Source organism: Paenibacillus sp. S28 (genome assembly GCF_016624415.1).
GTDB classification, from domain to species: Bacteria; Bacillota; Bacilli; order Paenibacillales; family Paenibacillaceae; genus Paenibacillus_AQ; species Paenibacillus_AQ favisporus.
In genome coordinates this window covers 189,369-214,931 of sequence record NZ_JACVTM010000005.1, presented here as the reverse complement: position 1 = coordinate 214,931, position 25,563 = coordinate 189,369, and the positions used below count along the sequence as shown (strand labels likewise).

28 protein-coding genes are annotated in these 25,563 nt (G+C 55.3%); 2 read left to right on the top strand and 26 right to left on the bottom strand.

Features of this window, described 5'->3' with window-relative positions; translation table 11 throughout:
• Position 1: 1 nt before the first annotated feature.
• Positions 2-721: an ABC transporter permease gene (locus tag IAE55_RS14605; RefSeq protein ID WP_200633222.1), complete on the bottom strand. Its 720-nt coding sequence runs from the start codon at positions 719-721 to the stop codon at positions 2-4.
• Positions 721-1,641 (bottom strand): ABC transporter ATP-binding protein, encoded by a 921-nt coding sequence (locus IAE55_RS14600; RefSeq protein ID WP_234489578.1) that lies wholly within the window; start codon positions 1,639-1,641, stop codon positions 721-723. The genes IAE55_RS14605 and IAE55_RS14600 overlap by 1 nt, the downstream gene beginning before the upstream one ends.
• Positions 1,642-1,789: 148 nt before the next feature.
• Between IAE55_RS14600 and IAE55_RS14595 the strand changes: the two genes are divergently transcribed.
• Positions 1,790-2,239: a GNAT family N-acetyltransferase gene (locus IAE55_RS14595; protein ID WP_181153186.1), complete on the top strand. Its 450-nt coding sequence runs from the start codon at positions 1,790-1,792 to the stop codon at positions 2,237-2,239.
• Positions 2,240-2,346: 107 nt separating this feature from the next.
• Here the strand turns inward: IAE55_RS14595 and IAE55_RS14590 are convergent, their stop codons facing one another.
• The gene (locus tag IAE55_RS14590; protein WP_145161490.1) at positions 2,347-3,777 is read right to left on the bottom strand and encodes a HAMP domain-containing sensor histidine kinase; all 1,431 of its coding nucleotides are present in this window, start codon (positions 3,775-3,777) and stop codon (positions 2,347-2,349) included.
• Entirely contained in the window at positions 3,774-4,448 is a 675-nt protein-coding gene (locus IAE55_RS14585; RefSeq protein ID WP_105445760.1) for a response regulator transcription factor, read from the bottom strand. Before IAE55_RS14585 ends, IAE55_RS14590 begins: the two co-directional genes overlap by 4 nt.
• A 293-nt stretch (positions 4,449-4,741) precedes the next feature.
• Between IAE55_RS14585 and IAE55_RS14580 the strand changes: the two genes are divergently transcribed.
• Entirely contained in the window at positions 4,742-6,487 is a 1,746-nt protein-coding gene (locus IAE55_RS14580; RefSeq protein ID WP_200633119.1) for an alpha-glycosidase, read from the top strand.
• A 60-nt stretch (positions 6,488-6,547) separates the two neighbouring features.
• Here IAE55_RS14580 and IAE55_RS14575 read toward each other — a convergent pair whose 3' ends face one another.
• The 22 genes from IAE55_RS14575 to IAE55_RS14470 all read right to left on the bottom strand — a co-directional run bounded on the left by IAE55_RS14575 (position 6,548) and on the right by IAE55_RS14470 (position 25,463).
• On the bottom strand, positions 6,548-7,699 hold the full coding sequence (locus IAE55_RS14575) for an ABC transporter permease (protein WP_152399451.1): 1,152 nt from the start codon (positions 7,697-7,699) through the stop codon (positions 6,548-6,550).
• Position 7,700: 1 nt separating this feature from the next.
• Positions 7,701-8,828 carry an ABC transporter permease gene (locus IAE55_RS14570; RefSeq protein WP_200633118.1) on the bottom strand — a complete coding sequence of 376 codons (1,128 nt, stop codon included), beginning with the start codon at positions 8,826-8,828 and terminating at the stop codon, positions 7,701-7,703.
• A 28-nt stretch (positions 8,829-8,856) separates the two neighbouring features.
• Positions 8,857-9,792, bottom strand: coding sequence for an ABC transporter ATP-binding protein (locus IAE55_RS14565; RefSeq protein ID WP_116232885.1), 936 nt, complete (start codon positions 9,790-9,792; stop codon positions 8,857-8,859).
• Positions 9,793-9,982: 190 nt separating this feature from the next.
• Positions 9,983-11,089, bottom strand: a complete 1,107-nt coding sequence (locus tag IAE55_RS14560) for a sensor histidine kinase (RefSeq protein WP_145161508.1) — start codon at positions 11,087-11,089, stop codon at positions 9,983-9,985.
• Between the two features lie 12 nt (positions 11,090-11,101).
• A complete protein-coding gene (locus tag IAE55_RS14555) occupies positions 11,102-11,914 on the bottom strand; it encodes a response regulator transcription factor (protein WP_145161511.1) in 813 nt (270 codons plus the stop codon).
• A 105-nt stretch (positions 11,915-12,019) separates the two neighbouring features.
• On the bottom strand, positions 12,020-12,847 hold the full coding sequence (locus tag IAE55_RS14550) for an undecaprenyl-diphosphate phosphatase (RefSeq protein ID WP_186382034.1): 828 nt from the start codon (positions 12,845-12,847) through the stop codon (positions 12,020-12,022).
• A gap of 31 nt (positions 12,848-12,878) precedes the next feature.
• Positions 12,879-13,499 (bottom strand): DedA family protein, encoded by a 621-nt coding sequence (locus IAE55_RS14545; protein ID WP_105445766.1) that lies wholly within the window; start codon positions 13,497-13,499, stop codon positions 12,879-12,881.
• Between the two features lie 38 nt (positions 13,500-13,537).
• Positions 13,538-15,487, bottom strand: coding sequence for an ABC transporter permease (locus IAE55_RS14540; RefSeq protein ID WP_200633117.1), 1,950 nt, complete (start codon positions 15,485-15,487; stop codon positions 13,538-13,540).
• The gene (locus IAE55_RS14535; protein WP_200633116.1) at positions 15,462-16,232 is read right to left on the bottom strand and encodes an ABC transporter ATP-binding protein; all 771 of its coding nucleotides are present in this window, start codon (positions 16,230-16,232) and stop codon (positions 15,462-15,464) included. Before IAE55_RS14535 ends, IAE55_RS14540 begins: the two co-directional genes overlap by 26 nt.
• Before the next feature lie 90 nt (positions 16,233-16,322).
• Positions 16,323-17,312 (bottom strand): sensor histidine kinase, encoded by a 990-nt coding sequence (locus IAE55_RS14530; RefSeq protein ID WP_200633115.1) that lies wholly within the window; start codon positions 17,310-17,312, stop codon positions 16,323-16,325.
• Entirely contained in the window at positions 17,309-18,010 is a 702-nt protein-coding gene (locus tag IAE55_RS14525) for a response regulator transcription factor (protein ID WP_200633114.1), read from the bottom strand. The genes IAE55_RS14530 and IAE55_RS14525 overlap by 4 nt, the downstream gene beginning before the upstream one ends.
• A 322-nt stretch (positions 18,011-18,332) precedes the next feature.
• The gene (sda, locus tag IAE55_RS14520) at positions 18,333-18,539 is read right to left on the bottom strand and encodes a sporulation histidine kinase inhibitor Sda (RefSeq protein ID WP_105445770.1); all 207 of its coding nucleotides are present in this window, start codon (positions 18,537-18,539) and stop codon (positions 18,333-18,335) included.
• 231 nt (positions 18,540-18,770) lie between these two features.
• Positions 18,771-19,985 (bottom strand): M24 family metallopeptidase, encoded by a 1,215-nt coding sequence (locus IAE55_RS14515; protein WP_145161529.1) that lies wholly within the window; start codon positions 19,983-19,985, stop codon positions 18,771-18,773.
• 85 nt (positions 19,986-20,070) lie between these two features.
• Positions 20,071-20,823: an amino acid ABC transporter ATP-binding protein gene (locus IAE55_RS14510; protein WP_105445771.1), complete on the bottom strand. Its 753-nt coding sequence runs from the start codon at positions 20,821-20,823 to the stop codon at positions 20,071-20,073.
• A 13-nt stretch (positions 20,824-20,836) separates the two neighbouring features.
• The gene (locus IAE55_RS14505) at positions 20,837-21,481 is read right to left on the bottom strand and encodes an amino acid ABC transporter permease (protein ID WP_076172728.1); all 645 of its coding nucleotides are present in this window, start codon (positions 21,479-21,481) and stop codon (positions 20,837-20,839) included.
• A 35-nt stretch (positions 21,482-21,516) separates the two neighbouring features.
• On the bottom strand, positions 21,517-22,380 hold the full coding sequence (locus tag IAE55_RS14500; RefSeq protein WP_145161532.1) for a transporter substrate-binding domain-containing protein: 864 nt from the start codon (positions 22,378-22,380) through the stop codon (positions 21,517-21,519).
• Between the two features lie 122 nt (positions 22,381-22,502).
• Complete coding sequence (locus IAE55_RS14495) at positions 22,503-23,147, bottom strand: TetR/AcrR family transcriptional regulator (RefSeq protein ID WP_105445773.1); 645 nt, start codon at positions 23,145-23,147, stop codon at positions 22,503-22,505.
• Positions 23,148-23,302: 155 nt separating this feature from the next.
• Positions 23,303-23,680: a LytTR family transcriptional regulator gene (locus IAE55_RS14490; protein ID WP_163880297.1), complete on the bottom strand. Its 378-nt coding sequence runs from the start codon at positions 23,678-23,680 to the stop codon at positions 23,303-23,305.
• A 19-nt stretch (positions 23,681-23,699) separates the two neighbouring features.
• The gene (locus tag IAE55_RS14485) at positions 23,700-23,840 is read right to left on the bottom strand and encodes an AgrD family cyclic lactone autoinducer peptide (protein WP_089549203.1); all 141 of its coding nucleotides are present in this window, start codon (positions 23,838-23,840) and stop codon (positions 23,700-23,702) included.
• A complete protein-coding gene (locus IAE55_RS14480; RefSeq protein WP_234489558.1) occupies positions 23,818-24,366 on the bottom strand; it encodes an accessory gene regulator ArgB-like protein in 549 nt (182 codons plus the stop codon). The genes IAE55_RS14485 and IAE55_RS14480 overlap by 23 nt, the downstream gene beginning before the upstream one ends.
• Complete coding sequence (locus IAE55_RS14475) at positions 24,356-24,985, bottom strand: hypothetical protein (RefSeq protein ID WP_105445775.1); 630 nt, start codon at positions 24,983-24,985, stop codon at positions 24,356-24,358. Before IAE55_RS14475 ends, IAE55_RS14480 begins: the two co-directional genes overlap by 11 nt.
• Positions 24,986-25,256: 271 nt before the next feature.
• On the bottom strand, positions 25,257-25,463 hold the full coding sequence (locus IAE55_RS14470) for a hypothetical protein (protein ID WP_105445776.1): 207 nt from the start codon (positions 25,461-25,463) through the stop codon (positions 25,257-25,259).
• Positions 25,464-25,563 lie beyond the last annotated feature (100 nt).

Here is a 25,563-nt window from a genome sequence, read left to right as displayed (position 1 = left end):
TCTAGTCCACATCCTTTCCGCGGAATTGCCCCATGCCAGCCAAATAAATGATAAATGCCAAAATGATGCCTCCGCCTACCGGCAAGGCCGGGGACGCCTTTCCGTAGAACGACAGCAGGGGCCAGGCCAGCGGGAACCATTCCGGGTAATTCCCCGCGAACAGCGAAGCGATGGCGGCGGTAATGCCGAGCGTGATCGGCAGCGCCTGATTTTTAAACGTCAGGGACAGCCACAGCTCCAGGGCAAACAGCGGCAGCGCCGCCAGGAAAGGCACAAAGCTGAGCTTCAGAATCGTCAAATACGGAATATGGTCCGGATTGAATTTGAGGGCCAGTCCCAGGACGACGGTTCCGCAGGACAAAATCAGGCAGGATGCCGCCAGGGCAATGATCCCCAGCAGGTATTTGGCCGTAAACACCGCGCCCCGCGAAATCGGCAGTGCCAGCAGCTGCTTCCAGGAGTTGCTGCCATGCTCGACGTTGGCAATTTGCGAAGCGATCAGCGTTGTGCCCAGGAACAGGGCGATCGGCACGAATGAGAAGATCTCCCCGATCAACCCGGCCCACGGATCATCCTGATAGCGCTGCAGCAGGTAGTCGTACCGGAGGCCGAAATTCAGCCCCTGCATCGCCAGCAGTCCGACCGAGCCCAGAATAACGAGGAGCCAGATCCCTTTGCGGCGCATTTTCAGAAAATCGGCCGACAGCGCGCGTGCCACCATCATGAGAATCCCCCCTGCTCGATCACCTGCATGAAGATATCCTCCAGCGACCGGCGCTTCTCTTCCACCCGGTAAATCGCATGGTTGTTGTCTACGAGGCGCTTGACGAGCAGCGCCACTTCCGGGTCGCTCAGCTGGTCCAGCTTGATCGCCCCGTCATCCATCCGGCCGGTATAGCCTTGGCCGATCAGGTGAACCAGAGCCTCCTGCGGCTCCGATACGACCAGGCGGAATCCGCCTGAGGCCTGCTGCTTCAGGTTGTCGATCGTATCCTGGAACACCATTTCCCCTTCGCGGATAATACCGACGGTCCCGGCCATTTGCTCGACCTCGGAAAGAAGGTGGCTCGAGACGAGCACGGTAATCCCGTGCTGCTTCGGCATGCTGCGGATGAGCTCGCGAATTTCGTGGATCCCGGCCGGATCCAGCCCGTTGGTCGGCTCGTCCAGAATCAGCAGCTCCGGACTTCCGAGGAGAGCGGCGGCAATGCCCAGCCGCTGCTTCATCCCGAGCGAATACCCTTTGACGGGGCGCTTCGCGTCCTTCGTGAGGGACACGATGTCCAGCACTTCGTGGATGCGCGCCTTCGGCACATCGAGGATGCGGCGGATCGCCTCCAGATTTTGCACGGCCGTCAGATGGCCGTAGTTCGAAGGATATTCGACCAGCGAACCGACCTTGCGCAGGATGTTCATTTTATCCTTCCTCAGGTCCTTGCCGAAAATCTGGATCGAGCCCACGGTCGGGCGAATCAGGCCGAGCAGCATCCGGATCGTCGTCGTCTTCCCGGCCCCGTTCGGTCCGAGAAAGCCGTAAATTTCCCCCTTGGCGATTTCCAAATCCAAATTGCGTACGGCATAGCGGCCGCGGTATTTTTTGTTCAAATTTCTCGTCTGTATCACGAGTTCACTCACGATCATCACCTCGATACCCATCTTACCGGGCCAAGGTTAAAAGACAGGCTGCTCCAAGTTTAAATTTCGTTTAAAACTCCATTGCCAAAATCCGCTCCAGCCTCTACCATAAATGAGAGAAACTTGTCATCTCTTGACGATTGGAGGCGTAACATTGACGGATTGCACGGTTAGGCAGATTGAAGCAGCGGATTACCGCGATATTTACGTATTGAATCAGGATTTCAACCCGGATCTGCGGTTGTTTACCGAAGACCGGGTGAAGAAGAGGATTGAAGCCATCACGGCTCAGACGAAGGATGTCATTTTTGTATGCGAGCAAAATGAAGAAGTCGTCGGATACATTCACGGCAGTCCTTATGAGCTGCTCTTTTCCGACTCTCTGATCAACGTTCTGGGGTTTGTCGTAAAAAAATCGCACCGGAATCAAGGGGTCGGCAGTTTGCTGATCAGCCACCTGGAGCAGTGGGGGAGAAGCCACGGGTTTTCCGGAGTCAAGCTGCTGTCGCATCCGAGCCGCGTCCAGGCCCACCGATTCTACGAACGCCGTGGATACGTGTTCACCAAGGATCAGAAAAACTTCATCAAATCCTTTAACAGCTGAAATATTCATCACGTGAAAGTATACAGAAAACCGCTCTGATTAAACTACACCCCTTGTTAGGCTTCGGCTAACAAGGGGTGTAGTTTTCTATGGTCAAAACCAAGGCTTCACTTGATCATTAGCCCCGGTTTTTCCGAGCCCGCGGGGTACAGCAAAACCCTTGTCCCCTGTGAATCGCTCTCGATCATCATGGACAGCCCCATCTCCCGCGTCAGGAAGCCGACGATCGCGAGGCCGATCCCGGCGCCCTTGCCGCCGGAAGACGACTGCATGCCCTGGCCGCGATCGGAAATGACAATGGCCGTCCTGCCCCCGGCCGCCTCCGTAGCTATGCCGATATACAATCCGGAATGAGCGTGCCTCAGCACGTTCTGGAACAGATTGTCCAGAATCCGCCGGAACCACTGGATATCGACAAGCCACCACAGCGGCTCTTCCTGCAGCGAGACATCCACTTCAAACCCTTCCTTTTCCCACAGCGGATACCAGGCGGCCGCGCTTTCCCTCACGATCCGGAGCACGTCCGCCTGCACCGGCTGCAGGGTGTACCTGCCGCTCGTCAGGAGATTATACGACAGCAGGTTATCGATCAGCCCGCCCAAATCACCGAGCTTGGCTTCGGTCAGCTTCAGCAGCTCATGTCCCCGATCGGACAAGGGCTCTTTTTGCAGCGTATGGACATGGCCACGGATGACGGTCAGCGGTGTACGCAGGTCATGCGACAGGTTGGCGATCAGCCGCTTGCGCAGCTCCTCCTCTTCCCGTTCGCGCTTTAAACTTCGGCCCAGCTTGGCCACCATCCCGTTAAATGCGTTTTCCAGCTGTCCGATTTCATCCTCCCTTTTGACCTGGATCGGCTCCGGCAGTCCGTTCTGACCCTGCACCGTCATGGCATGCTGCAGGCTCAGCAGCCGCCTTCTCATGTTCACGAAGAACATCCATGAGACGGCGACAAAGGCCAAAAACATCAGTAGAATAAGTACATATACGAAGTAAAACGTCCGGTCTGACACCGAGTCGCTGCGGGTGCTCTGCACTTCCTTCGGCACCTCGATGACCATAAACCCCTTGCCCAGAGACTCTGCATCCCCGATAAAAGCCACCACCGTAAACTTCCCGTAGGATTCCCGGTACTTCTTCATATAGGCCATCGCATCCGACGCGCTCCACCGCTTCGGAAGATCCAGCTTGCTGCCCCCCGGCTCCCTGAGGTTGCCCTGTCCGTCAACCCAGAACACGGCCGCCTTATCGTACTCCTGGCTAAGCTTTTTTAGCCTGGCATCGATCTGCGCCGGGGTTTTGTCCTTCAGCTGCTTGGCTTCCTGATGCCACGTTCTCTCAAGACGCAAGCCGGCGTATGGATTCTCCTGCTCTGGCTCCGAGGGAAACAGCGGATCGACGATATTCAAGTTGACGAGCTGATATCCGATCAGCGCCGCAGGAAACACCACCGGAATAAAAAGCAGAGCGATGACCATAATTAAAAGGTATCTCGACAGCAGCGAACCGCGGAACTTTCCGCTTTTGCCCGTCTTCATGCCTTGATGCGGTAGCCGACACCGCGGATCGTTTCAATGATTTCGGGCGAGGCCGGGTCACGTTCCAGCTTCTCGCGGAGATAACGGATGTGCACCATCAGCGTTTTGTCTCCATCAAAATAAGGCTCGCCCCACACGCCCTCATAGATCTGCTCTTTGGTCAGGATCTGGCCCAAATGCCGGAGCATAAACTTGAAAATTTGATACTGCTTGCCGGTCAGGATGATCTCTTCCCCGGTCTCGCGGTTCACGATCCGGTTCTCCCGCTCGTATACCGACAAGTGCTTCAGTTCCAGCACATCGGACGCGACCGATCCCGACCGGCGGAGCAGCACTTCGATGCGGGCCGCCAGCTCGTCGGGGTGAAAAGGCTTCGTGAGGTAATCGTCGGCAAACTGCAGCCCTTCCAGCTTGTCGTCGATGGACGTCCGCGCGGACAGCATCAGAATCGGCAGCTCCGGGTACGCCTTCTTCAGCCTTTGTCCAACCGTAAATCCGTCCAGGCCCGGCAGCATGACATCGAGAATAACCAGCTTGCAGTTGGCCGCAAGCTCCGCGGCCCTTTCGCCGCTGCGCTGCCATTCCACCTGATATCCGCGTTCAGCCAGGTCCCGGCAGACCCATTCGCCGATCTCGGCGTCGTCTTCGATATATAACAATGATACGTTCAATGATATCGTTCCCTTCTGTCTGTTTCAGGCATAAGCATCCAAGGTAATTTCAATGTGATTATACCTTATTTCGCTGGAAGAGGAGGAGCGTTCACTGATCGGCCGCACAATTTTGCAGGTTGAAGCCCAGAAGGAATCATGCTATATTTTAGCTACCTGAGCACGGACGTTTCCTTAACTTACGTTCTCAGCATTTCCAATTTAAAGGCTATGTTACCCTAAATGAAGGTACAACCTCGGGCTGAAGTATGTGGACCCTGGTTGTGCCTTTTTTGCGTGAGGAGGAAAATGAGATGCTGCTGGAAGCTGTGTACCACCGCCCCAAACTTAACTGGTGTTATGCCTATGACGGACGTACCATCCACCTGAGAATCCGCACCAAACGAGACGACGTGACCTCGGTTTCGGCCATGGCCGGCGACAAGTACATTTGGGATGAGTCGATGGAGTATATCCCGATGATCAAGCTGGTTTCCGACGAACTGTTTGATTACTGGGAATGCGAAGTGACGCCTCCCTACCGCCGGCTGAAATACGGATTTTTGCTGGAGGACGGTAAGGAAAAGTACTGGATGACCGAATACGATTTCCTTCCGGAGCCACCTGAGACCCCGGACCGTTTGTTCGAATATCCTTTTATCAATCCGGTCGATATTTTCACCGTGCCGGCATGGGTGAAGGACGCGGTCTTTTATCAAATTTTCCCTGAGCGCTTCGCGAACGGCGATTCGTCGTTGGATCCGAAAGGAACGCTGCCTTGGGGCGGCGAGCCTGAGCGGGACAACTTCTTCGGCGGGGATCTGCTGGGGGTTCTTGACCACCTGGATCATTTAAGTGAGCTGGGCATCAATGCGATTTATTTCACGCCGATTTTCAAGGCGACGACCAACCATAAATACGATACCGAAGATTACTTAACGATCGACCCCCAATTCGGGGATATGGATCTGCTGAAAAAGGTCGTGGCCGCCTGCCACGAGCGGGGAATCCGCGTGCTGCTGGATGCGGTGTTCAATCATTCGGGCCGGACGTTCGCCCCTTTCCTGGACCTGCGGGAAAAGGGGGAGCAGTCGCGCTACAAGGACTGGTTCCATATCCGCAATTTCCCGATCGGCGTGGAGGACGGCGTACCGAGCTACGACACGTTTGCTTTTGAGCCGCTCATGCCGAAATTGAATACCGAGAACCCCGAGGTGAAGGAGTATCTCCTGAAGGTCGCGGAGTACTGGATCAAGGAAGCCGACATCGACGGCTGGCGCCTGGACGTGGCCAACGAAGTCGACCATCAGTTCTGGCGTGAATTCCGCCAGGTCGTAAAACAGGCTAAACCGGACGCCTATATTCTCGGCGAAATCTGGCATGAGTCCTCGCCCTGGCTGCAGGGAGACCAGTTTGACGCCGTCATGAACTATCCGTTCACCAACGCAGCGCTCGATTTCTTCGTCGACGGAATTACAGATGCCGAAGGAATCGCCCATGCGATCGGCAAACAGCTCTCCCGCTATCCGCGCCAGGCGAACGAAGTGGCGTTCAACCTGCTGGACAGCCATGATACGCCGCGCCTGCTGACCAAATGCAAAGGGAACAAGGATAAAATGAAGCTGGCCGTCCAGTTCCAGTTCACGTTCCCTGGAACCCCGTGCATTTTCTACGGGGATGAGGTCGGCCTCAGCGGCGGTCAGGACCCGGAATGCCGCCAGTGCATGCAGTGGGATTCCGCCAAACAGGACCAGGACCTGCTGGCCTTTTACAAGGATCTGATCGCTTTGCGCCATCAGTATGGCGCGCTCCGCACCGGAAGACTGACGTTCCTGTCCGCGGAGGAAGGAAGCAAGCAGCTGGCTTACTCCCGCGAGGACGAGAACGACAAGATCGTCATTCTCATGAACAATTCGGACCAAGAGGACACCCTCTCGGTCGACGTGGAGGAATCAAGCTGGACGGATATCCGCACAGGCCAAACCGCGTCTGCCCCCCAGGGCAAGCTTGAAGTAAAGCTGCCGGCATACGGCTGCGCCATGCTTAAAGCGGACAAATAAGAAGCAAGGGCCCCCAGGTACGAAACCTGGGGGCCCTTATTTTTCTCCATATGCTTAGTTTTACACAAAGTTTCGCGTATCGTTGTTTCGGCCGAACTTATAGGTCGCGATCAGGAAAAATACCACCGCGAAGGCAAACAGGATCGACAGGTTAAACCATACGCCGGCGAAGCCTTCGCCGGACTGCAGCTTCTCGATCGACTGCAGCACCCAGTTCTGGGGCAGGAAGTCGGACACCCGGCGGATTGCATCCGGCATGATGCTGATCGGGAAGAAGCAGCCGGAGAGCAGGCAGGTCGGCGTAACGATCAGGTTCGAAAGTGCGCCGGCCATGGCGGTGCTCTTCGAGAAGGCCACAATCACCAGGGAGATGCTCACCGATACCAAGGAGAACAGCAGCAGGATGCCGAACATCTGCGCCACCGGCATGCCCGGATCGATCCGGAACACGACGCGCATGAAGAACAGGACGATCACGATCTGCGCCAGCATGACGATCAGATTCATCAAAATGTTGGCCATGACGTACGTCCTGGCGTTAATCGGCGAAGACAGCACCCGGAAGTACGTGCGGTTCTCCCGGTTTTTCAGGATGAGCTCCGACAAGCTCACTGCCGAGGTCATCATAAACATAAGCAGAAAGCCGATGGACTGGTAGGACATCTCCTTCGTGGTCGACGTGTCATTGACAGACTCGGAGGTGACCTTGAAGTCCGCCGAACGGTAGCGGTCATACAGCTGCTGGAACTTCGCGTCGTTCCCGGCCGAAATTCTGCCCATGGCCGCCACGTTGTCGATATATCCGTACAGCATAGATTTCATATACGCCGTTACCTGGGCGCCCTTCACCGACTGAATCGCGATATGGTCCGGGCTGCCGCTCCGAACGCTCTCCGAATAGCCGGACTCGATGATCAGCCCGCTGTCGAGATCGCTTGCGGCAAGCTGATCCTGCAGCTCCTGCTGCGTCACGTTCACGACCTTGACATGGTCCAGACCTTGAACAAACTGAACCGTATCGGCCGCGATGGTTTGCCCGTCATCCCCGTTCACTACTCCCACCCGCAGCTCCGTTGCTCCCTGCGATCCATAGAGCAGCAAGGAAGCCAAGATGCCGGCGATCGGCAGCCCGAAGTACAGAATCATCGTGCTGCGTTTGCGAAATGTGGCCCGGAGTGTCCGGATCACCAAAAACCAGATATCCTTCCACATGTTACAATCCCTCCCTGCGTCTCATGACGGCGATGGATGCGCCCAGAAACAGTATGGCAAAGCCGATATACAGGCCGACCGCCGGCCAGGCAGCGGATACGTCGTTTCCGTAAATCACCTGGGTCAATCCATGATTTCCCCAGCGTATCGGAGACAAATTCACGAGAAATCCCATGATGCCTCCCCCGGATTCGTCCCCGATCGGGAAGTACGCTCCCCCAAAGAAGGACATCAGCTGAACGATCAGAGAGATAATGCCCCGCGATGCACTGCCTTTGAGCAGATAACTGAAGGCAAGGCCCAGGCTTAGCGCCATGATGACTTCCGACAGCAGCACGATCAGGACGATGCCCATATGTTCTCCCCAATACGCCTTGAAGACGTACTTGCTGAAGACGATAATGACGATCACGAACAGAAAGTTGGTCACGATGCCGCCCAGCACCTTGCCGGCAAATATCTCGCTTTTGCGTACCGGCGCCGTCACCAGCCGCACCGCCGTTCCGCGCAAGATTTCCCTTTGGATCAGCCCTCCGGCCGGCATGGCCGCCCACATACCGACCATTACCGTCAGGGCCAGCGCGTAGTAATCAATGGACCCCGGCGTCCGGTCCGCGTTGATCGATAGTTCCTTAATGTAATCCGATCCGGCTCCGCCCGCAAACACCGCCTGAACCTGTGCAGGCTCGGTCTGCGCAACCGCCGCAGCGGCATTGTACTTATCGGCAAAGGACGTCAGCATCCCCTGCACAATATTGCTCTCAATCGTACTGCGGCTGCTGCCGTAGAGGGAAATCCCCTGCCCGCTCAGCTCCACATAATCCACGTAGCGGTTGTTCTCCACTTCGGTCCGGCCGTTCTTCCCTGCCGGGAGCGAATCGAACGTGATCCCCGACTTTCCGGCCTCCTTGGTAAAGGCAGCAAACGCTTCGGACAGCGGTCCTCCTCCGGTGGTGTCCTTCACGACCACCTTCAGGTCACCGACGCTCAAGTCGCCGCTGAATGCGTTCGTCAGGGCCAGGCCTAGAATCAGCATCAGAATGATCGGAAAGCCCAGCATAAAAATCAGTGTGCGCCGATCCCGGAAATCCTGTTTGATTTCTTTAAATGCAATCGATAAAATATTCACCTCATGAACCTCCTCCCCGCTTAAGCGATTAATCCCGTAAATTTCTTCCGGTCAAGGTCAGAAACACCGTCTCCAGATTGGGCTCCTTCTCTTCCACCGAGCGAATTTCCATCCCGTCATCCATGAGCTGCTTCAGGATCCGGTTCAGGTTGTCGACCGCCGCGTCGCTGTGAATCCGGATCACGTTCTCTTCCTGCAGCACCGTCCGCACGCCCGGAATCGCTTTGAGCGCCCCTGCCGCCGCAGGCTGCGCCGATTTCACTTCGATGCGGATGTCTTTCACGTCGGTAATCGTTGACTTCAACTGCTCCTTTGTGCCCTCGGCGATGATTTTGCCATGATCCACAATGGCGATCCGCGAGCAGATTTCCTCGACTTCTTCCATATAGTGACTCGTATAAATAATCGTGCAGCCCGATTCATTCAAATTCCGCACCGAGGTCAGGATATAGTTCCGCGACTGGGGATCGATGCCGACCGTCGGCTCATCCATAATAATAAGCTTCGGCTTATGAGCGATCGCGCAGGCGATGTTCAAGCGCCGCTTCATCCCGCCTGAGAAGTTCTTCGGCAGGCTCTTCGCCTTGTCGCTGAGGCCGACAAATTCGAGCGCTTCCTCCGTCCGTTCTTTGAGCTGGGTGCCGCGCAGACCGTACAATCCGGCAAAGAAGCTCACGTTCTCATAGGCCGTCATATCTTCATAGATCGCCAGATCCTGCGGCACGATGCCCAGGTTCAGCTTGGCGAACCGGCTCTGCTTCGTGATGTCCCGGTCCAAAATCCGGATTTCCCCGCTGCTTGGGCGCAGCAGTGAGGATACCATATTGATTGTTGTGCTTTTGCCGGCGCCGTTGGCCCCGAGAAAGCCGAAGATTTCCCCTTCCCTTACCGTCAGCGACATATTGTCCACGGCGACGAATTCGCCGAATTTTTTGGTCAGCCCCCGAATATCGAGCACGTTCATTTCATCCCACTCCGTTTCGTTGTCCTTTTAACAGATCGACAGGGCGGCATGCATCTCGCCCGCTCCATCTGTCTTGATGCTCTTATCTTAATAAAAAAGGATGACCTTATGTCAGTGCATAAGTTCATCCTTGATCCATGAGAAAATTCATGTCTTTGCCGTGGGGGCATGACCTGTCATATGAAATTTATCATTCCCTGCCGTACGGAATCAGCGTGGTGACCGTGAAGCCCTGGGAGCCGTCGGCGATGACCGTGCCGTTCACGGATGCCGTCCGCTCTTCCATGCCGATCAGGCCCAGGCCTTTAACGATCTTGGAGGAGCCCTGGCCGTTATCGGAGACGACCGCTTTGATGAAGCGATTCAGCACGCGGATTTCCACATGCACCGACGTAGCCCCGGAATACTTGGCGCTGTTGGTCAGCGCCTCGGTCACATTTTCATAGATGATCTTCCATTGGAGAGGGGTGATGATTTCCATGTTCCCGTCATGAACGACAGAGGTCATCATCCCCGTTTTGCCGCTAAAGGCTTCAACCGCCGTTTTCAGGCGGCTTAGTCCGAGCTGTTCCACAGGGGGTTTGTTGTTCTTCAGCGTGAGGCGGATTTCCTCGATGGCTTCCTTCGAGATGCCGATGGCGTTCTGGAGGAGATTCTCCGCGGTATGGGGGTCGCTGTGCAGCAGCCGCTTGGCGGCCTCCATCTGGATCAAGGCCCCGGTCATGGCATGCCCGATCCCGTCATGAATCTGCTGGGTAAGCCGGCTGCGTTCCTCCAGCTTGACCATATATTCCGAGGCCCTGGCGAAGTCCCTGTTTTCGTTCAAGCTCCGGGCCAGCCGGTGCATATCCTTACGTATCAGCTCGTTTTCGTCTTCCTGGCGGACGATCCTGCCCATATACTGCCGGACCAGCACATAATTGAAATAGCTCAGCGCGGCCACGAACATATACAGAACCATCATCGAATCCCGCAGGAAGATCAGCGGAATGAGGATGACGAGGAGCACGACCCCGTTCTTCCGGGGATAAAACGTGGCCAGCTCATAACATCCGAAGGGCAGCAGCAGCGTGAAAAAGGGATGATACATCGCACAGCCGATCAAAAACAGCTCGATCAGCACGATGGCTCCCTGCTTCAGCCGGCTGCCCTTCACGATATGCAGCACCAGATTCAGTGCCGAGTAAATGAGAAACAGCAGCACGATCCACGGGTCCGGTTGGGCTGCCGTAAAATAGGTGGCGATCACGACAAAGAGCAGCAGTATCGTTTTGTTGCCGACAGTCCACAGTTCCATACAATCCGCCGCCTACCGGACCTTGCCGGTCAAATAATAGATGGCGATCTGGGTGCGGTGCGACAGCGCCGTTTTGTTCAGGATCGATGTAATATAGTTGGCCGTGGTCCCTTCCGAAATAAACAGCTCCTTGGAAATTTCCTTGTTGGACAGCCCCTGGGCGATCAGGGACATCACCTCCAGCTCGCGCTCGGTGAATACGCTGCGGTCAAACGGGTAATCGGTAGACGAGGCTCCCTTAACCTGCGCCGCTGATGTGCCCGATGCCCCCGCTGTTCCCCGACCAGATGTACTCCCCGTGCTCGCAGACGCTCCTTTCCCGCCAGCCTCCTGCATACCCGCTTGCTGGGCTCCACCATGTTCCTGATGGGCACTGCTTTCCGTCCTTTTCCCCTGGCCCGCAGGCAGTCCGTCCATCACTGACTTCAGCTTATCCAGCACCACGTCCTGCAGCACGTTATTGCCGCTGTGCACGCTCTTGATCGCATCCCGGATGCGCTCGGGGTCATTGTTCTTCAGCAGATACCCTTTGGCGCCGTAACGGATCGCATCGAGTATGTATTCGTCGTCATCAAAGGTCGTCAGGATCAGCGGCTTGGTTCCGGTCTCTTCGGTCAATATTTTGGTCGCTTCCACCCCGTTCATATTCGGCATCCGCACGTCCAGAAGCGCCACGTCCACCTCATGGGTCCTGCAGTAGTCCACCGCTTCCTGCCCGTCGTTCACCGTAGCCAGCACCTCAAACTCCCCGAACGTATTCAGGATGATCTTCATTCCTTCCCGGATAAACGAGTTATCATCCGCAATCAGCACTCTAATTTTCATGCCAGGCCTCCTTGTCGAACCTATTGTACCTGATGGCCGGCCTGGATTGGAAGGAGTTTCTAAGCGGCAAAAAAAGCCCCTCTGCGAGGGGCTTATAACGAACGGTTACCATATGACGAGAAAAATAATAGCGGCCAGCACGATCCGGTACACGGCGAACGGTACCAGCTTGATGCGGTTGATGAGCTTCAGGAAGAAGCGGATGGCGATCAGCGCCACGATAAACGAGCTGATAAAGCCTGCCAAGAAAAACGGCATCATATCCATCGTAAAATACTCCCAGTTCTTCAGCAGCGACAACCCGCTGGCACCGAGCATAATCGGCACGGCCATAATAAACGTAAAGTCGGAAGCCGCCCGGTAGCTCATGCCCATCAGAACCCCGCCGGAGATGGTGGAACCGGAGCGGGAGAAGCCCGGCCACAGGGACAGGCACTGAACCAGTCCGATGCCAAAGGCCTGCCCGTATGTAATCTGGTCCACCGTCTCGGCTTTCGGACGCTTCGGCCGCCATACGTCGGCCGCGATCATCAGGAGCGCCCCGATGACCAGCCCGATCAGCACCGTCCGCGTCGAAAACAGATGCTCGTCAATATAGTCATCAAACAGCAGGCCGAGCACGCCGGCCGGAATCAGGCCGACGATGACCTGGGTCAGCTTCAGGCGTCCCTGCACCCGGCTGCCTCCTGCCTCCGGTTTTCTTCTCCGCAGGCCAAGCAGGTCGAGAAACCGGCTCCAGAACACGACGACCACCGCCAGGATCGAGCCCAGCTGAATAACGACTTTAAAGGTATTGGCTACGGGCGAAGCCAGAAACTCCCCGGTCTTCAGCCACATATCGTCCACGATGATCATATGCCCGGTCGATGATACCGGGGCGAACTCCGTCAATCCTTCGACGATCCCGAGGATCACCGCTTTAATGATTTCCATCAAATCCAAAACGTTTCACAACTCCTTCAGTTTACTTTTCAACCCGCATTCCCCGCGCGCGGCGGAGGTACAGGAACAGCACGCATACAATAACCAGGCCGATCACGGCGTAGGCGGCATGCGAATACACGTCCATATAGTGCAGAATGCTCTCCCAGGAATCTCCCAGGGCCGCCCCCAAGTACACGAGCACCGTGTTCCAGATCAGCGTTCCGACGGTGGTAAAGAGCAGAAACAGACCAAACTTCATCCGGGCCATCCCGGCCGGAATCGAGATCAGGGACCGCACGAGCGGAATCATCCGGCAGAAGAACACCGTAAAGTAGCCGTAACGGCTGAACCACTTCTCCGACTTGGCGATATCGGAGGATTTGACTCGCAGGATGCGGCCCCATTTGGCCACGATCCGCTCCAGGCGGTTCACATCCAGCAGCAGGCCGATGCCGTACAGAATGACCGCTCCGATCACGGAGCCGACTGTAGCCGCCGCGATGACGCCCGGGATGGTCAGATGCGATTTCGTTGTCATAAAGCCCCCGAACGTAAGGATCAGCTCCGACGGAATCGGGGGAAATATATTTTCAAGGGCAATAATGAGCGCAATACCGACATAACCGAACTGTTCCACGACGCTGGTAATCCACTGCTCCATGGAATTCCCTCCCATACGGTTTATAGTGAAGCCCTGCGTTAAATAAGGGTCTTTCTTACGTTCCGCAAATAGTTGTAACGGATGAAGAAAAAATACGCCACCTGGGCCGTAACGAAGCACGCCAGCACCGCCCCCATTTCCCAAGCGATGGAGAGATAATAGAAGCTTTGCAGCGCCATAAAAGCGAAAATGCTGTGCAGAGCGGCTAGTAATATCGGCACGAAAAAGAGCATCGCGAGCTGGCCGGTCACGATCCGGTTCAGCTCCCGGTCCGTCAGTCCCATCTTGGCGATCGTGTCGTATTGGCGCCGGTCGTAGTCCAGGTCCGCATAGAGGCGGAAATACAAGAAGCTGCCCGCCGCAATAAAGAAAACCGTCCCCACCAACAGCGCTGCAAACAGCATCGCCCGGTAAGACGTCATCTGCGTCACATACAGCGTGCCGCTCACCGTCATCGCGTACGGCTGTCCGGCGTCATACCGGACTTCGCCGCGCGGCGCGAGCCGCTCTCCAAGGCCCAGCGTACGCTCGAAATCGTCCACGTAGAATCCGGTATACCGGTCCACTGACACGGGAGATGTTAGACGGTCAAACAGGCGGTCGCTGACGACGAGGCCGCTGAAATCGCCTTCCCGCTTCCATTTCATCTCCCGCAGGACATGCTCAGGCACGGGAACCCGCGACGTGTACCCGATCTCCCGGAGTTGCAGCCTCTCTTCCGCCAGCGTATAGACCTCCATCTCCCGGATCCGGGTGTAGGTACGGTCGCGCTCGGAACTGATCATCACCAGGGCGTCAATGCCTTCCAGCGGCTTCTCCAGGTCGCTGTCCCCGGCGGATTCCACCGCCTGCTTGTAGCTGGAATAAGAGATGACCGGAAGCAGCGCGCTGTCCCCTTCGCCGGCTGGCAGGACGACCTGGATGTTTTTGACCGGAAAGCTGACGATCGCTGGACTGAGCCCCTTCGCACGAAATTCGTCCTCAAGCTGCTGCACATGCTGCGCTTCCAGAGAATTTCCGCCCTTGGACAGATAGCTGACCGCCGCCGGGTAGTCCTCCCGGAACTGGCCTGAGAGCGTATTAATGGAAGCAAACACGCCGACAGCACAGAACGAAACCGTCGAAATGATCGTCACCATGAACAGCATGTTCGCGTTGTCTTTGAGGCGGTACGCCAGATTCGAGACCGTCACGATATTCGTCTTTTTCCAGAAAAAGAGCCTCCGCTTCTGCAGCAGCCGGACGACCCATACGCCAAGCTGGGTGTACAGGAAATACGTGCCGGCGATGGTCATGATGACGACCGGAAGCATGCGGATGTAGATCGTATTCACCGTGGTCGTCGCGGCCAGCGCATAGGATGCAAGCAGCAGCACGGCCGCCAGCAGCGACTGGATGCCGGACGCCCGCGGCGGCGTCTTCGGCCTTTGCCCGGACTGAAACAGCTCGATGAGCGTCCGGTTTCGGAGCATGACGGAGGTGCAGACCGAAATCAGCAGGAACAACAGCACAAATGCACCCGCTGTCAGCGCCAGAGCCTGCCAGGGCAGGTAAAACGGAATCGGCGCCATCCCAAAGGAACGGGAGCCGATCATCAGAAAGAGCTTGCCTGTGATGAGGCCGGCGGCCATACCGGTCAGAATGGCTCCGAGGCCGATCAGCATGTTCTCCATCAGGACCATCCGGTTCAGCTGTCCCTTGGTCATCCCGTGCATCAGCAGGATTCCGATCTCCCGCTTCCGCGAGGTCAGAAAGGAGCCTACCGAATACAGCACGAAGAAAAAGGAGAACAGATACATGATGCATTCGGCGGTGATCATCGTCTGCATTACGATCGGATAGATCAGCTGCCCGCGGATATAGGGGCTGAACAGGAACAGAGCGCAGATGAAGAAGATCATGACCGAGAAGGCGCTGCTGAGAAAATAAGCCGCATAGGTCCGCTTGCTGCGGGCGACGTTTCTATAAACGAACTGTAGAAAGGACACGGCTGTCTCCCCCCAGCAGCGACAGCATGTCGATGATTTTCTGGAAAAACGCCTGCCGGTTGCTGCCCTGATAGATTTCGTTATAGAATTTGCCGTCTTTGATAAAAATGACCCGGTGGCAGAAGCTCGCCGCGACCGGATCATGGGTCACCATCAGCACCGTCGCCTGCTCCTGCCGGTTCATCTGATCCAGCGTCTCCATGACGTCCTTGGACGCCTTGGAGTCGAGATTGCCCGTCGGCTCATCCGCCAGAATCAGCGAAGGCCGGTGGATCAGCGCCCGTGCGATGGCCGTCCGCTGCATCTGTCCCCCCGAAATCTCGTAGGTGCGCTTGTCCAGAATCCCGCGAATGCCGAGCTTCTCCGCCACTTCCTCCAGCCTGCGCTCCATCTCCCGTACGGGCACCCCGTCCAGCGACAGGGACAGCACGATGTTCTCCCCGACGCTCAACGTATCGAGCAGGTTGAAGTGCTGGAACACGAAGCCAAGCTCGCGCCTGCGGAACAGCGCGGTCTGTTTGCGGCTCAACTGATGCGGGTTGGTCCCGTTAATCCAGACTTCGCCGGCTGTCGGCTCGTCGATGGTCGCAATCACGTTGAGCAGCGTGGTCTTGCCGCTCCCCGAGGGCCCCATCACACCAACGAATTCGCCGGCGGACACCGCGAACTGGATATGGTCGAGCGCCTGCAGCGGTACGCGGCCTTCATAGATTTTCGACAAATGCTTCACTTCCAGAATCGTCACGTACTCCAGGCTCCTCCGCTTTGATTTCTGTCATAGGCTTATTATAGGCAGTGCCTGCTTCAGCCTGCCATCGCGCAACATTACACTAGCTTACACATTTGTAAGCTTGAACCTGATCCGGACGGTCGTTCCCCGTCCTTCCTCCGATTCGATCTCGACGCCGTGTCCCATGCGGCTGCAAATCTGCTTGACCAGGTACAGTCCCATCCCGGTTGATTCCTGGTACAACCGGCCGTTCTCGCCGGTAAAATACGGGTCGAACACGCGCGGCAGATCCCCCTGAGGAATGCCGATGCCCTCGTCCTGGATGTCCAGAACCGCCTCGCTGCCGCTCTGGTATCCGCGGAACTGGATTTGCCGGCGCTCCTCCCCTGCGGAATACCGGACCGCGTTCGTGACCAGCTGGGTCACCACAAAGGACAGCCACTTCTCGTCTGAAGTAATCCGAAGCGGCCGTTCGAACTCGATGGCAGGAAAGATGCGGCTTCGTATAAACAGCCGGCGCTGGGAGGACGTCACCGAACGCACCACCTGCTCCAGATCCAGCTCTTCCACATAAAAGTCTTTTTCGAACGTGTCGAGCCGGGCGGTGTACAGCACCATGTCCAGCCCCTTGCGGAGCCGGTCGAGCTCATCGCCGATCGCGGTAAACTCCGGCTTGTCCTGATGCTGAATGATCAGATGGATGACCGACACAGGCGTCTTCATCTGATGCACCCACTGGTTGATGAATTGAATATGGGAATCGAGCTTGTGCTTATACTGCTGCAGCTCGGTTTGATAGCGGCGGTACTGCCCCTTGATCAGACGGTGCAGGCTCAGGGACAAGGGAGTCTGCTGCTTGTTGTTCAGCAGCTCTTCCGTCGTCGGGGACGGCGCGGACAGCCGAGCATAGAAGGTCCGGTTGCGCCAGTACCGGATCAGGAGGTACCCGGCGAACAGGAAGCTGCTGAGCAGCGCCGCATATAGGCTGACCTCGGTGTTCCGGTATCCGTCGAGCCGGTATACCAGCGTGATGAGAAATAATTGCAGAATATAAAGGGCGATAAGCGGGGCTTGGTCTCTCAGATACAGCTTCATGCTTCGTCCTCCCAGTTTGGAAGCAGCCGATAACCTTGGCCCCTGACGGTCTGGACGGCATCCTGAACGCCGAGCCCCGACAGTTTTTTGCGGACGCGGGTAACGTAGACATTCAGGGTGTTGTCATCCACGAACGACTGGTCATCCCAGATCCGGTCCAGCAGCCGGTCGCGGCTGACGACCTGCTCCTGGCGGGTCAGCAGTTCCTCTAATATTTTGGCTTCGGTATGGCTGAGTTCCACCTTTTGCCCGTTCAAGGTCAGAGAGAGCCGGTCCACGTCCAGCGTAAGCCCTGAGACCGTGACGGACCGCGTCTGCTGGGATGCGGCATACGAACCGTACGCCCGGCGAAGCTGGCTGCTGATTTTGGCAACGGCGATTTCATAATCGAACGGCTTGGTCAAATAATCGTCCGCCCCGTTTTCCAGCGCCATCACTTGGTCCATCTTGCCCTCCCGGGCCGATATGAAAATAATCGGGCATGTCGACAGGCCGCGAATTTGCCGGCACCAATAGTATCCGTCGTATTTCGGCAAATTGATGTCGAGCAGCACCAGGTGAGGATCGTAGCTCTGGAAGTCGCTCAGAACCGCAGCAAAATCTGTCACGGAACGCGTGTCATATTCGAATTTATGCAAATGCTCCTCCAGCAGGCTGACAAGCTTCTTGTCATCTTCGACAATGAAAATTTTAAACATGACGAAAAATCTCCTTTGGAAAAGTAAAGGTGTCTTCTCACTCCTTTGGTATTGTACCATGTCCGGCCTGCCGGGCCGAATTCCAGGCAGGAATCCCATAAAAAAAGGAGCTGCAGCCTCAAAGGGCGCAGCTCCTTGTCTCAAACGATCCAATTGCATACATTCACTGAAAGCAGACCGCTTGCAGCGAAAATCTTGTTACCGAATATGGAATGGTCCAGCATCGCTGAGGCCTTTATTCTCTTCAGTCAGGTGCTCAACCGGTGAGCCCGAAGCAAGTGCTGCAACGGCGCTCTCATGGGTCTCATGACGACTCTCCCGATCATGCAAAGTACATTTCGGCTGCATCGAGCTCGCGGCTTCCGGATACCTGATAATTCTCCTGATGGAGAACACCGTCCTCATCCTGCAGCTCGATTCCCCGGCGCTGCAGCTCCGACATCAACAGGGCCAGAAATTCCCGATCCAGTTCCAACTGCTTGGCCAGCATCACGCATTCCAGCAGCTGTTCATCAGACAAGATTTGCATTTCAATCCCCCCGATCTTCCAAGGTTCCCTAAGAATCCTGGAGATCTTCCAGGAGGAAAGGAACCCTTAATGATGAGTAACCAATTTTGCGAGGAAAATGGGCTTACCCTATTTAAAACCAAGTCAGCCGGTTTGTAAACGCACTTTCATCGGGATGAATGTTTTCCAGAAAAATATCAATTCGTCAAATTAATCCCTAATCAGACAAAACTTTACTTCCATTACGCTTAATTACAAAGATACCAAATCCGTGCTTAAACGATTCAGCCGCTCCACGCCGTTCTCCGTAATCAGAAGCATATCCTCAATCATGATGGCTCCAATCCCGTAGCCGTAGTAAGGCGTCTCGATGCAGACGACCATGTTCGGCTCAAAAACCGCCGTCTCGGACGGGCTGATGAACGGCCCTTCCTCCGCGGCAAGGCTCAGCCCTGCGCTATGCCCCAGGTGCCCCCGGTTGTACTGGCTCAGCCCCGCCGCACGGATGACGCTCATCCCCTCTTGGAATGCCGCCTGCATCGGCATCCCGGGCTCGATCGTCTGCAGCAGGCGGTCATGCCCGCGCCGGAGGGCCTCATAGATCCGCTTCGTGACATCCGTAGGCTCGCCCAGCACGAAGGTGCGGGCGATGTCCGAGCCGTAGCCGGCCACCTCGACGCCTACGTCGAACTTGATCACGTCCCCCGGCTGGCTTGGCCGGGTATCAAACACTTGCACAGGGGCAAAGTGGTCCCCGACCGAAATCATATGGAACCGCGGCGTCGACCCGTCCGGATTCCGCATCAGCGATCTCCGGAACGCATCCACGATCCCTGCGGCAGAAACACCCGGCTCGATTTCGCGGACCGCGTACTCGACGCCTGCTTCCGCATAAGCGCATGCCCGGCGCAGCTGCTGAATTTCCCACGGCGTCTTGATCGCCCGAAGCCGCGTGAAGATCGGCCCCGCCTCGGCCAGCTCGGAAATGTCCGGGCACGCCTTGCGCAGCGCCATCACGGATGAATGCCGCATCAAATCCAGCTCGGCCGCAACTCGCCCCCGGGAGATGCCGTACTCCTCCAGCACCTGCTGAAGGACGCCGAACATCTCCTCCGCCTGCGGGGACACCGGCCGCTTCCCTTGATAACTGCCGCCTTTCAAATGAAGCGGATCATCCACATCTACCCAAGTAGGGTAGGTGCGAACCTCATACTGCTCGGGATCCCCGGCAAACCCGGCGGCTTCGAAATCGTTCATGATGACGACTGCCTTCCGCGCGGGATCGCGGAAATGAACCGCCAGCCCAACCTCACTCATGCGCAGGGTATACATAAAGGCACTCTGATGCCCTGAGAGATAATAAAAATTTTCGCTGCTGGTCGCGACCAGCGCGTCGATATTTTCACTGTCCATGATCCGCCGTACCCGCTCCGAAATCATGTCCAGATGCTGCTGATGATCATTCATGCTGCGCTTCAACTCCTTCGGATCAGGCTGTCCTGTCTCCGTATTTCCGTTCTTAAGTCCGTGTATCATCGTTTATATTCCAGCCTTAGACCGGCTCCTGCGCCATCTGGCGAAGGAACTTGCGCGCCCGTTCCGTCTTCGGTCCGGCAAAGAAATGCTCCGGCGCCCCTTCTTCCTGAATGATGCCTTCGCTCATAAACACGATCCGATTCGCCACTTCCTGCGCGAATTTCATCTCATGCGTAACGACGACCATCGTCATTCCTTCTTCCGCCAGCTGCCGCATCACCTGCAGCACCTCGCCGGTCAGCTCCGGATCCAGCGCCGATGTCGGCTCGTCGAACAGCATGATCTTCGGCTCCATCGCCAAAGCGCGGGCGATTGCCACCCGCTGCTGCTGCCCGCCGGACAGCCGCGAAGGATACTCGTCCCTCTTCTCCGCCAGGCCTACCTTGCCAAGCAGTTTTTCGGCAATGTCAACCGCTTGTTCCTTTGGCATATTTTTCACCGTCATCGGGGCCATGATCACATTGTCCAGGACGGTGAGGTGAGGGAACAGATTGAACGACTGAAACACCATGCCCGTCAGGCTGCGCAGCTCGTGGACCGCCTTTTTTCGCTCTTTGGCGCGCATCGCAGCTTCGATGTGGACGCTGTCGATGCGGACCGAGCCGGCATCAGCCTGTTCCAGGCCGTTCAGGCACCGGAGCAAGGTACTTTTGCCCGAGCCGCTGGGACCCAAGAGCACCACGATTTCGCCCTGCCGAATGTTCAGGCTCACATCCTTCAGAACCGATAACGATCCGAAGCTTTTGCTTAAATGGCTGACTTCGATCATGCCTTCTCCCTCCTTAATAAGCCTTGGACAGCTTCCGCTCAATGACGTTCAAAATCGCCGAAAAGCCTGTGCTCATCACCCAGTACATGACGGCGATAGCAAGGTAGAACGGCATCGCCACGTAATACTGCGCGATCAGCAGCTGTGCCGATCGCAGCAGCTCTGTAACCGTGACGATGGACACGAGCGACGTTTCCTTTAAGATGCCGATAAACGTGTTGCCCATTGGCGGAATCGCCGCCCGGGCCGCCTGGGGCAGAACGACCTTGCGCATCGTCTGCCACGGCGTCAGCCCCAGAGTCAGTGCCGCTTCGGTCTGCCCTTTATCCACGGACAGAATCGCCCCGCGGAAAGTTTCAGACAAATAAGCGCCGATATTGATGCTAAGCGCAATATATGCTGCCGTCAGCGGCCCCAGGGTAATCCCATAATCGGGCAAGCCGAAATAAATGATGAAGATTTGCACGATAATCGGGGTTCCGCGGATGATGGACACATATACCCTGGCGATGCCGGCGATCAGCCGGTTTCCTTTTAACCGGGCGATGGCTGTGAACAGTCCGATAAACAACCCAAAAAACATGGAGACGATCGTGATGAGCAGGGTGTAATAGGCTCCCGTAAACAGAAAACCCAAATTATCCATTACCAATTTCATTTAAAACGGCCTCCCACAGCTGTAAGACTCATAACTTAAAAGCTTGGATCGACGCCAAACCATTTTTGGTGGATTTCCTTCAGCGTTCCGTCGGTCTTCATTTCGTCCAGCGCTTTGTTGATTGCATCCAGCAGTTCCGGATTGTTCTTGCGCATCGCAACACCGGCATAATCGTCCTTGATGGAATCGCCGACCGCTTTGATCTTCAGATGGTTCTGGTCGATAAGAGGCTTCAGGGCGAACATGTTGTTGATCGTTGCGTCAATCCGGCCCGTGTTCAAATCCATCAGAGACGAAATGACGTCGTTGTATGTCGCGATTTCAAACTTGCCAACCTTCGGCATCGCTTCGTCGCGCAGGTATTTCTCGTCATTGGTGCCAAGTCCGACACCGATCTTCTTGCCCTTGAAATCATCGATCGACTTGATCGTATCGTTGTCGCTCTTCACGACCACATTTACGGAGTTCTTGATGTATGGCTCCGAAAAGTCCATCGTTTTCTTCCGGTCATCCGTGATCGTCACCTGGCTGATCAGCACATCGTATTTCCCCTGCTGCAGCCCCTCGATCAGGCCCGAAAATTCGCCGGTAATGAACTCAGCCTCAACCCCGAGCTTCTTGGCGATCGCTTTGGCGATGTCGGCGTCGTACCCGTCTACTTCCTTCTTGTCGTTCAAGAAGTTATACGGGGCATACGTCCCCATCAAACCTACCTTGATTTTTCCGTTCTTCTTGACCTGTTCAAGCAGATTGACAGCCGACGAAGACGCCTGATTGCCGCTTCCTCCGGAAGCATTGCTGCCCGAAGACGCCGGATCTTTGCCGCAGCCGGCCAGTACCAGAGCGATAACGGCGATCAGCGACAGCGACATAAATAGTGATTTGACTCTAAACTTCATTTCTATAATCCCCCTTAAAATATATAGATTGAACTAATGTTTTTATTGAACTTCCTGTTATACGGCCCAATAGAGGCCTGTGTTATTCATTTCTTTAGTTCATTCTATATAGGTTGTAATATTTAACCCAGCAGCCCGCGGAACTCGAACCGGGCCGTTTCTTCGGCAATCTGCGATGCGGTGTATACCGGCTCGTAGTCCACGTCATGCAGCGGACCGAACAACCATTTGGTCAAAACGCCCGTGATGAGCGACACGAGAATGTTCACGCGCAGCGAAACGTCCGTAAACTGCGGCAGCATGCCCAACTCTATAGCGCGGAGCACATTTTTCTTAAAGGCCTCTTCAAACGCGATCCACACTTCCGATACCGCCGAACGGACCTTGGGATCAGCGCCCTGCCCCTTGATCAGCAGAAAGGCCATCAAATTCCGGTTTTCATTGGCAAACTCGAACAGGTTGGTCAGCAGGTTGGCTGAGGAATTCACCATGTCGTCTACAGATCCCGCATGCTTGCGGTATCCCTGTTCAATGACCTCGACCAGCTTGTCCCGACCGTTCTCCACCAAACGGATGGCCATCTGCTCCTTCCCGTCAAAATACCAGTAGAACGTCCCCTGCGAGACGCCGGCCGCCTTCACCACTTCCGATATCTTTGTATTATGGTAACCTTTGCGTGCAAACAGCTCGAGGGCGGCCTGCCTCAGTTCCTGCTCGCGCTGCGGTTCCTCATTAGTTTGCGATGGCAGAATCAGGACCCCTTTCATCACTTGACTGACGAGTCAGTTAATTTAATTCCGATGGGTTTACTATAGTATATGAAGCCTTTGGGGTCAAGCGTAATTTCTTCCTCGCGAGCAGCTCTGCGCCTTTTGAGAAGCGTTGAAGAAGCAAAAAAAAGAGCTGCTTAGCGCAGCTCCTTTCAGACGATCAATATTCCCGGGTTATAGGCTAATAGCTCCTCTTTAATCTTGTTGTACCTTTTAAACGCCATGGTGCAGCATTTGGAGCCTTTATGGATTTCCGGCTCAAAATACGCCTTCTTGTACACGCTGTCGATCAGCATAATCCTGTCCACGTTGACGAGGTTCCGGTCCACGTTGCGGAACGTGTACCCGCTCGCGCTCAGCATGCCGGACCAGTATTTGAGCGTGCCGTTCATATAAAACTGCTCTTCCATCGTATGAACGACAACCCGATCCGCCGGAATGCTGAATTCCATGAACAAAATATCGTGTACCCGAAGATTGACGATGCCTGATTCCCCTTCAATATCTCGTGAAACCGTAAGATATTGCATCTGAATCAGCTCCTCCATTTCACTTCAGCAGCTCCTCTGGCGTCTCACCGCTGTAAATATACACAGGACTGGCAACACTTACGAGATACACAGCTACCAGCGTTAATGCCGAAGCAATGGCTGTGAATGTGCTGTGCTTAACTTTGCTGATCAGTGACATGGCGTTTCACCTCCTTTCGGTGAATCAGGCTGAGGGCTTGGACGAAGAAGACGACGGCAAGCGTCTGCGACTGGATCAGGATGTTGGCCAGTACAATGAGGACTCCGATCACCCGCAGCTTGGGATAATGCCTGCGCGGTATTCTGGATTGCTTTTCGATTTTGCTCGGAGCAAATACAGCCACAAGCACCATGCTGAGAACGTTCAGTATCTGAACATAGAAGGCGGACAGCTCGATGAACGACACCAGGGTGAACAAGGCGGTGGTGACAAGCACGCACCATTCCCCGGTTTTCAGATGAATACCGCCCGTGAATTGGCGCAGCAACGCAAATCCGATCAGCGCTGTCGCCGCGCGGTCCATATGCCCTGTGAAGAACGCGATCAGCAGCGTGAGGGCGATAATCAACACCACGTTCAGAATGACGGCAATCGCATGTTTGAGGATGTTCACCGAGGATTTATGATCCGGAACCTGCCGCTTGATCCCTTCGGCGATTCGTACGGCGGCCGTTTCAATCAGCATGGATATCCTCCTCTTCCTTTCGGATGGTGTAATACAAAAAGAGGCCGAACGTGCAGGCGAAAAACAGAACGTTGATCCATACCTTGTTGTAATAGAAAATAAATTCCACCAAGACGAGCGTGACCATAATCAGCAGCACCAGCACGATGTGCTCTTTCTTGAAGCGCAGCCTTTCAAAGTCAAAGGCGAACCCGATGCCAAACTTGTACATGAGCCACGATACCCCAAGTCCCGTTAACGCCGAGACAACCTGCAAGCTGTAAGAGTTAACGTCCGTGGCGCTGGCTTCCTGAACCGATCCGAACAACCAGAGCACATAGACGGTCTGGATGAGCGCATACAGCGCATAACCCAGAATCGTGCAGATAGCCGACCAGGCCAGAGGAATCTTCATCACGGTCGTATACAGCAGAATGTAAATCAGAATCGTGATTAACGGTGCCGCAAATGCCAGCGACAGCTCGTCCCTCATAACATAGCTCTGCACATTCGCCAGCAGCGTGATACACAGAGCCTGCCACAAGTAATCCGAGGTTTTGAACCTAAACAGCGACATCGTCAGCGAATAGATCGCAAATGTCTCCAGCGTTGAAAAAAACATGAAGCCGAGAGCTTCCACCTAACTTCCTCCTACTACCGTACCATTCCTATGTTTGACTTTTCTTCCGTTATTCTCACGGTTCACAGGCGGCGGCCAGCATCCATACGCCGAGGGACTTCCCCGGTGCATTTCGCTTCCCTAATATATTTTATAAATTGGAATTTTTTACTTACTATAAACATACGACGTTGTCGATAAAAACGAAAGATGGAATTTTATGTTTTAGCGAATTTTTTTACGACATGTTCCCGGTTAAATCGACACAAACCCTTTTTATTTGAATACGCTTTCAAAATGGGTGGTAGCTCGCCGCTCTGGAGGCCGTCTCATCCGGCAGCAAATCCACGTAATGCGCTCCGCACTCATCGCATCCCGCCGCCAGCCGGTGAGTGTGCATATAGTATCCGGTCTTCAGCACTTGTCTGGCCTCGTGCTCCTTCACGAGCTTGCCGCATCCCATACAGTAAATCCGGTCTTCGAAACATGATTGATTCATATAGGTAAACTCCCTTCGATCTATTTCTTTTCACCTCTATAACATATACTTCATATGAATGCGAATCCCTCCCTATCCGGTACTTTTTATCCAAGGAAAA

Bases quoted from the DNA above. Each gene is read 5' to 3' on its own strand.
- IAE55_RS14605 (WP_200633222.1), bottom strand. From the start codon at position 721: ATGGTGGCACGCGCGCTGTCGGCCGATTTTCTGAAAATGCGCCGCAAA.
- IAE55_RS14600 (WP_234489578.1), bottom strand. From the start codon at position 1,641: ATGATCGTGAGTGAACTCGTGATACAGACGAGAAATTTGAACAAAAAA.
- IAE55_RS14590 (WP_145161490.1), bottom strand. From the start codon at position 3,777: ATGAAGACGGGCAAAAGCGGAAAGTTCCGCGGTTCGCTGCTGTCGAGA.
- IAE55_RS14580 (WP_200633119.1), top strand. From the start codon at position 4,742: ATGCTGCTGGAAGCTGTGTACCACCGCCCCAAACTTAACTGGTGTTAT.
- IAE55_RS14575 (WP_152399451.1), bottom strand. From the start codon at position 7,699: ATGTGGAAGGATATCTGGTTTTTGGTGATCCGGACACTCCGGGCCACA.
- IAE55_RS14565 (WP_116232885.1), bottom strand. From the start codon at position 9,792: ATGAACGTGCTCGATATTCGGGGGCTGACCAAAAAATTCGGCGAATTC.
- IAE55_RS14560 (WP_145161508.1), bottom strand. From the start codon at position 11,089: ATGGAACTGTGGACTGTCGGCAACAAAACGATACTGCTGCTCTTTGTC.
- IAE55_RS14555 (WP_145161511.1), bottom strand. From the start codon at position 11,914: ATGAAAATTAGAGTGCTGATTGCGGATGATAACTCGTTTATCCGGGAA.
- IAE55_RS14550 (WP_186382034.1), bottom strand. From the start codon at position 12,847: ATGGAAATCATTAAAGCGGTGATCCTCGGGATCGTCGAAGGATTGACG.
- IAE55_RS14545 (WP_105445766.1), bottom strand. From the start codon at position 13,499: ATGGAGCAGTGGATTACCAGCGTCGTGGAACAGTTCGGTTATGTCGGT.
- IAE55_RS14530 (WP_200633115.1), bottom strand. From the start codon at position 17,312: ATGAAGCTGTATCTGAGAGACCAAGCCCCGCTTATCGCCCTTTATATT.
- IAE55_RS14525 (WP_200633114.1), bottom strand. From the start codon at position 18,010: ATGTTTAAAATTTTCATTGTCGAAGATGACAAGAAGCTTGTCAGCCTG.
- sda (WP_105445770.1), bottom strand. From the start codon at position 18,539: ATGCAAATCTTGTCTGATGAACAGCTGCTGGAATGCGTGATGCTGGCC.
- IAE55_RS14515 (WP_145161529.1), bottom strand. From the start codon at position 19,985: ATGAATGATCATCAGCAGCATCTGGACATGATTTCGGAGCGGGTACGG.
- IAE55_RS14510 (WP_105445771.1), bottom strand. From the start codon at position 20,823: ATGATCGAAGTCAGCCATTTAAGCAAAAGCTTCGGATCGTTATCGGTT.
- IAE55_RS14505 (WP_076172728.1), bottom strand. From the start codon at position 21,481: ATGAAATTGGTAATGGATAATTTGGGTTTTCTGTTTACGGGAGCCTAT.
- IAE55_RS14500 (WP_145161532.1), bottom strand. From the start codon at position 22,380: ATGAAGTTTAGAGTCAAATCACTATTTATGTCGCTGTCGCTGATCGCC.
- IAE55_RS14495 (WP_105445773.1), bottom strand. From the start codon at position 23,147: ATGAAAGGGGTCCTGATTCTGCCATCGCAAACTAATGAGGAACCGCAG.
- IAE55_RS14490 (WP_163880297.1), bottom strand. From the start codon at position 23,680: ATGCAATATCTTACGGTTTCACGAGATATTGAAGGGGAATCAGGCATC.
- IAE55_RS14485 (WP_089549203.1), bottom strand. From the start codon at position 23,840: ATGTCACTGATCAGCAAAGTTAAGCACAGCACATTCACAGCCATTGCT.
- IAE55_RS14480 (WP_234489558.1), bottom strand. From the start codon at position 24,366: ATGCTGATTGAAACGGCCGCCGTACGAATCGCCGAAGGGATCAAGCGG.
- IAE55_RS14470 (WP_105445776.1), bottom strand. From the start codon at position 25,463: ATGAATCAATCATGTTTCGAAGACCGGATTTACTGTATGGGATGCGGC.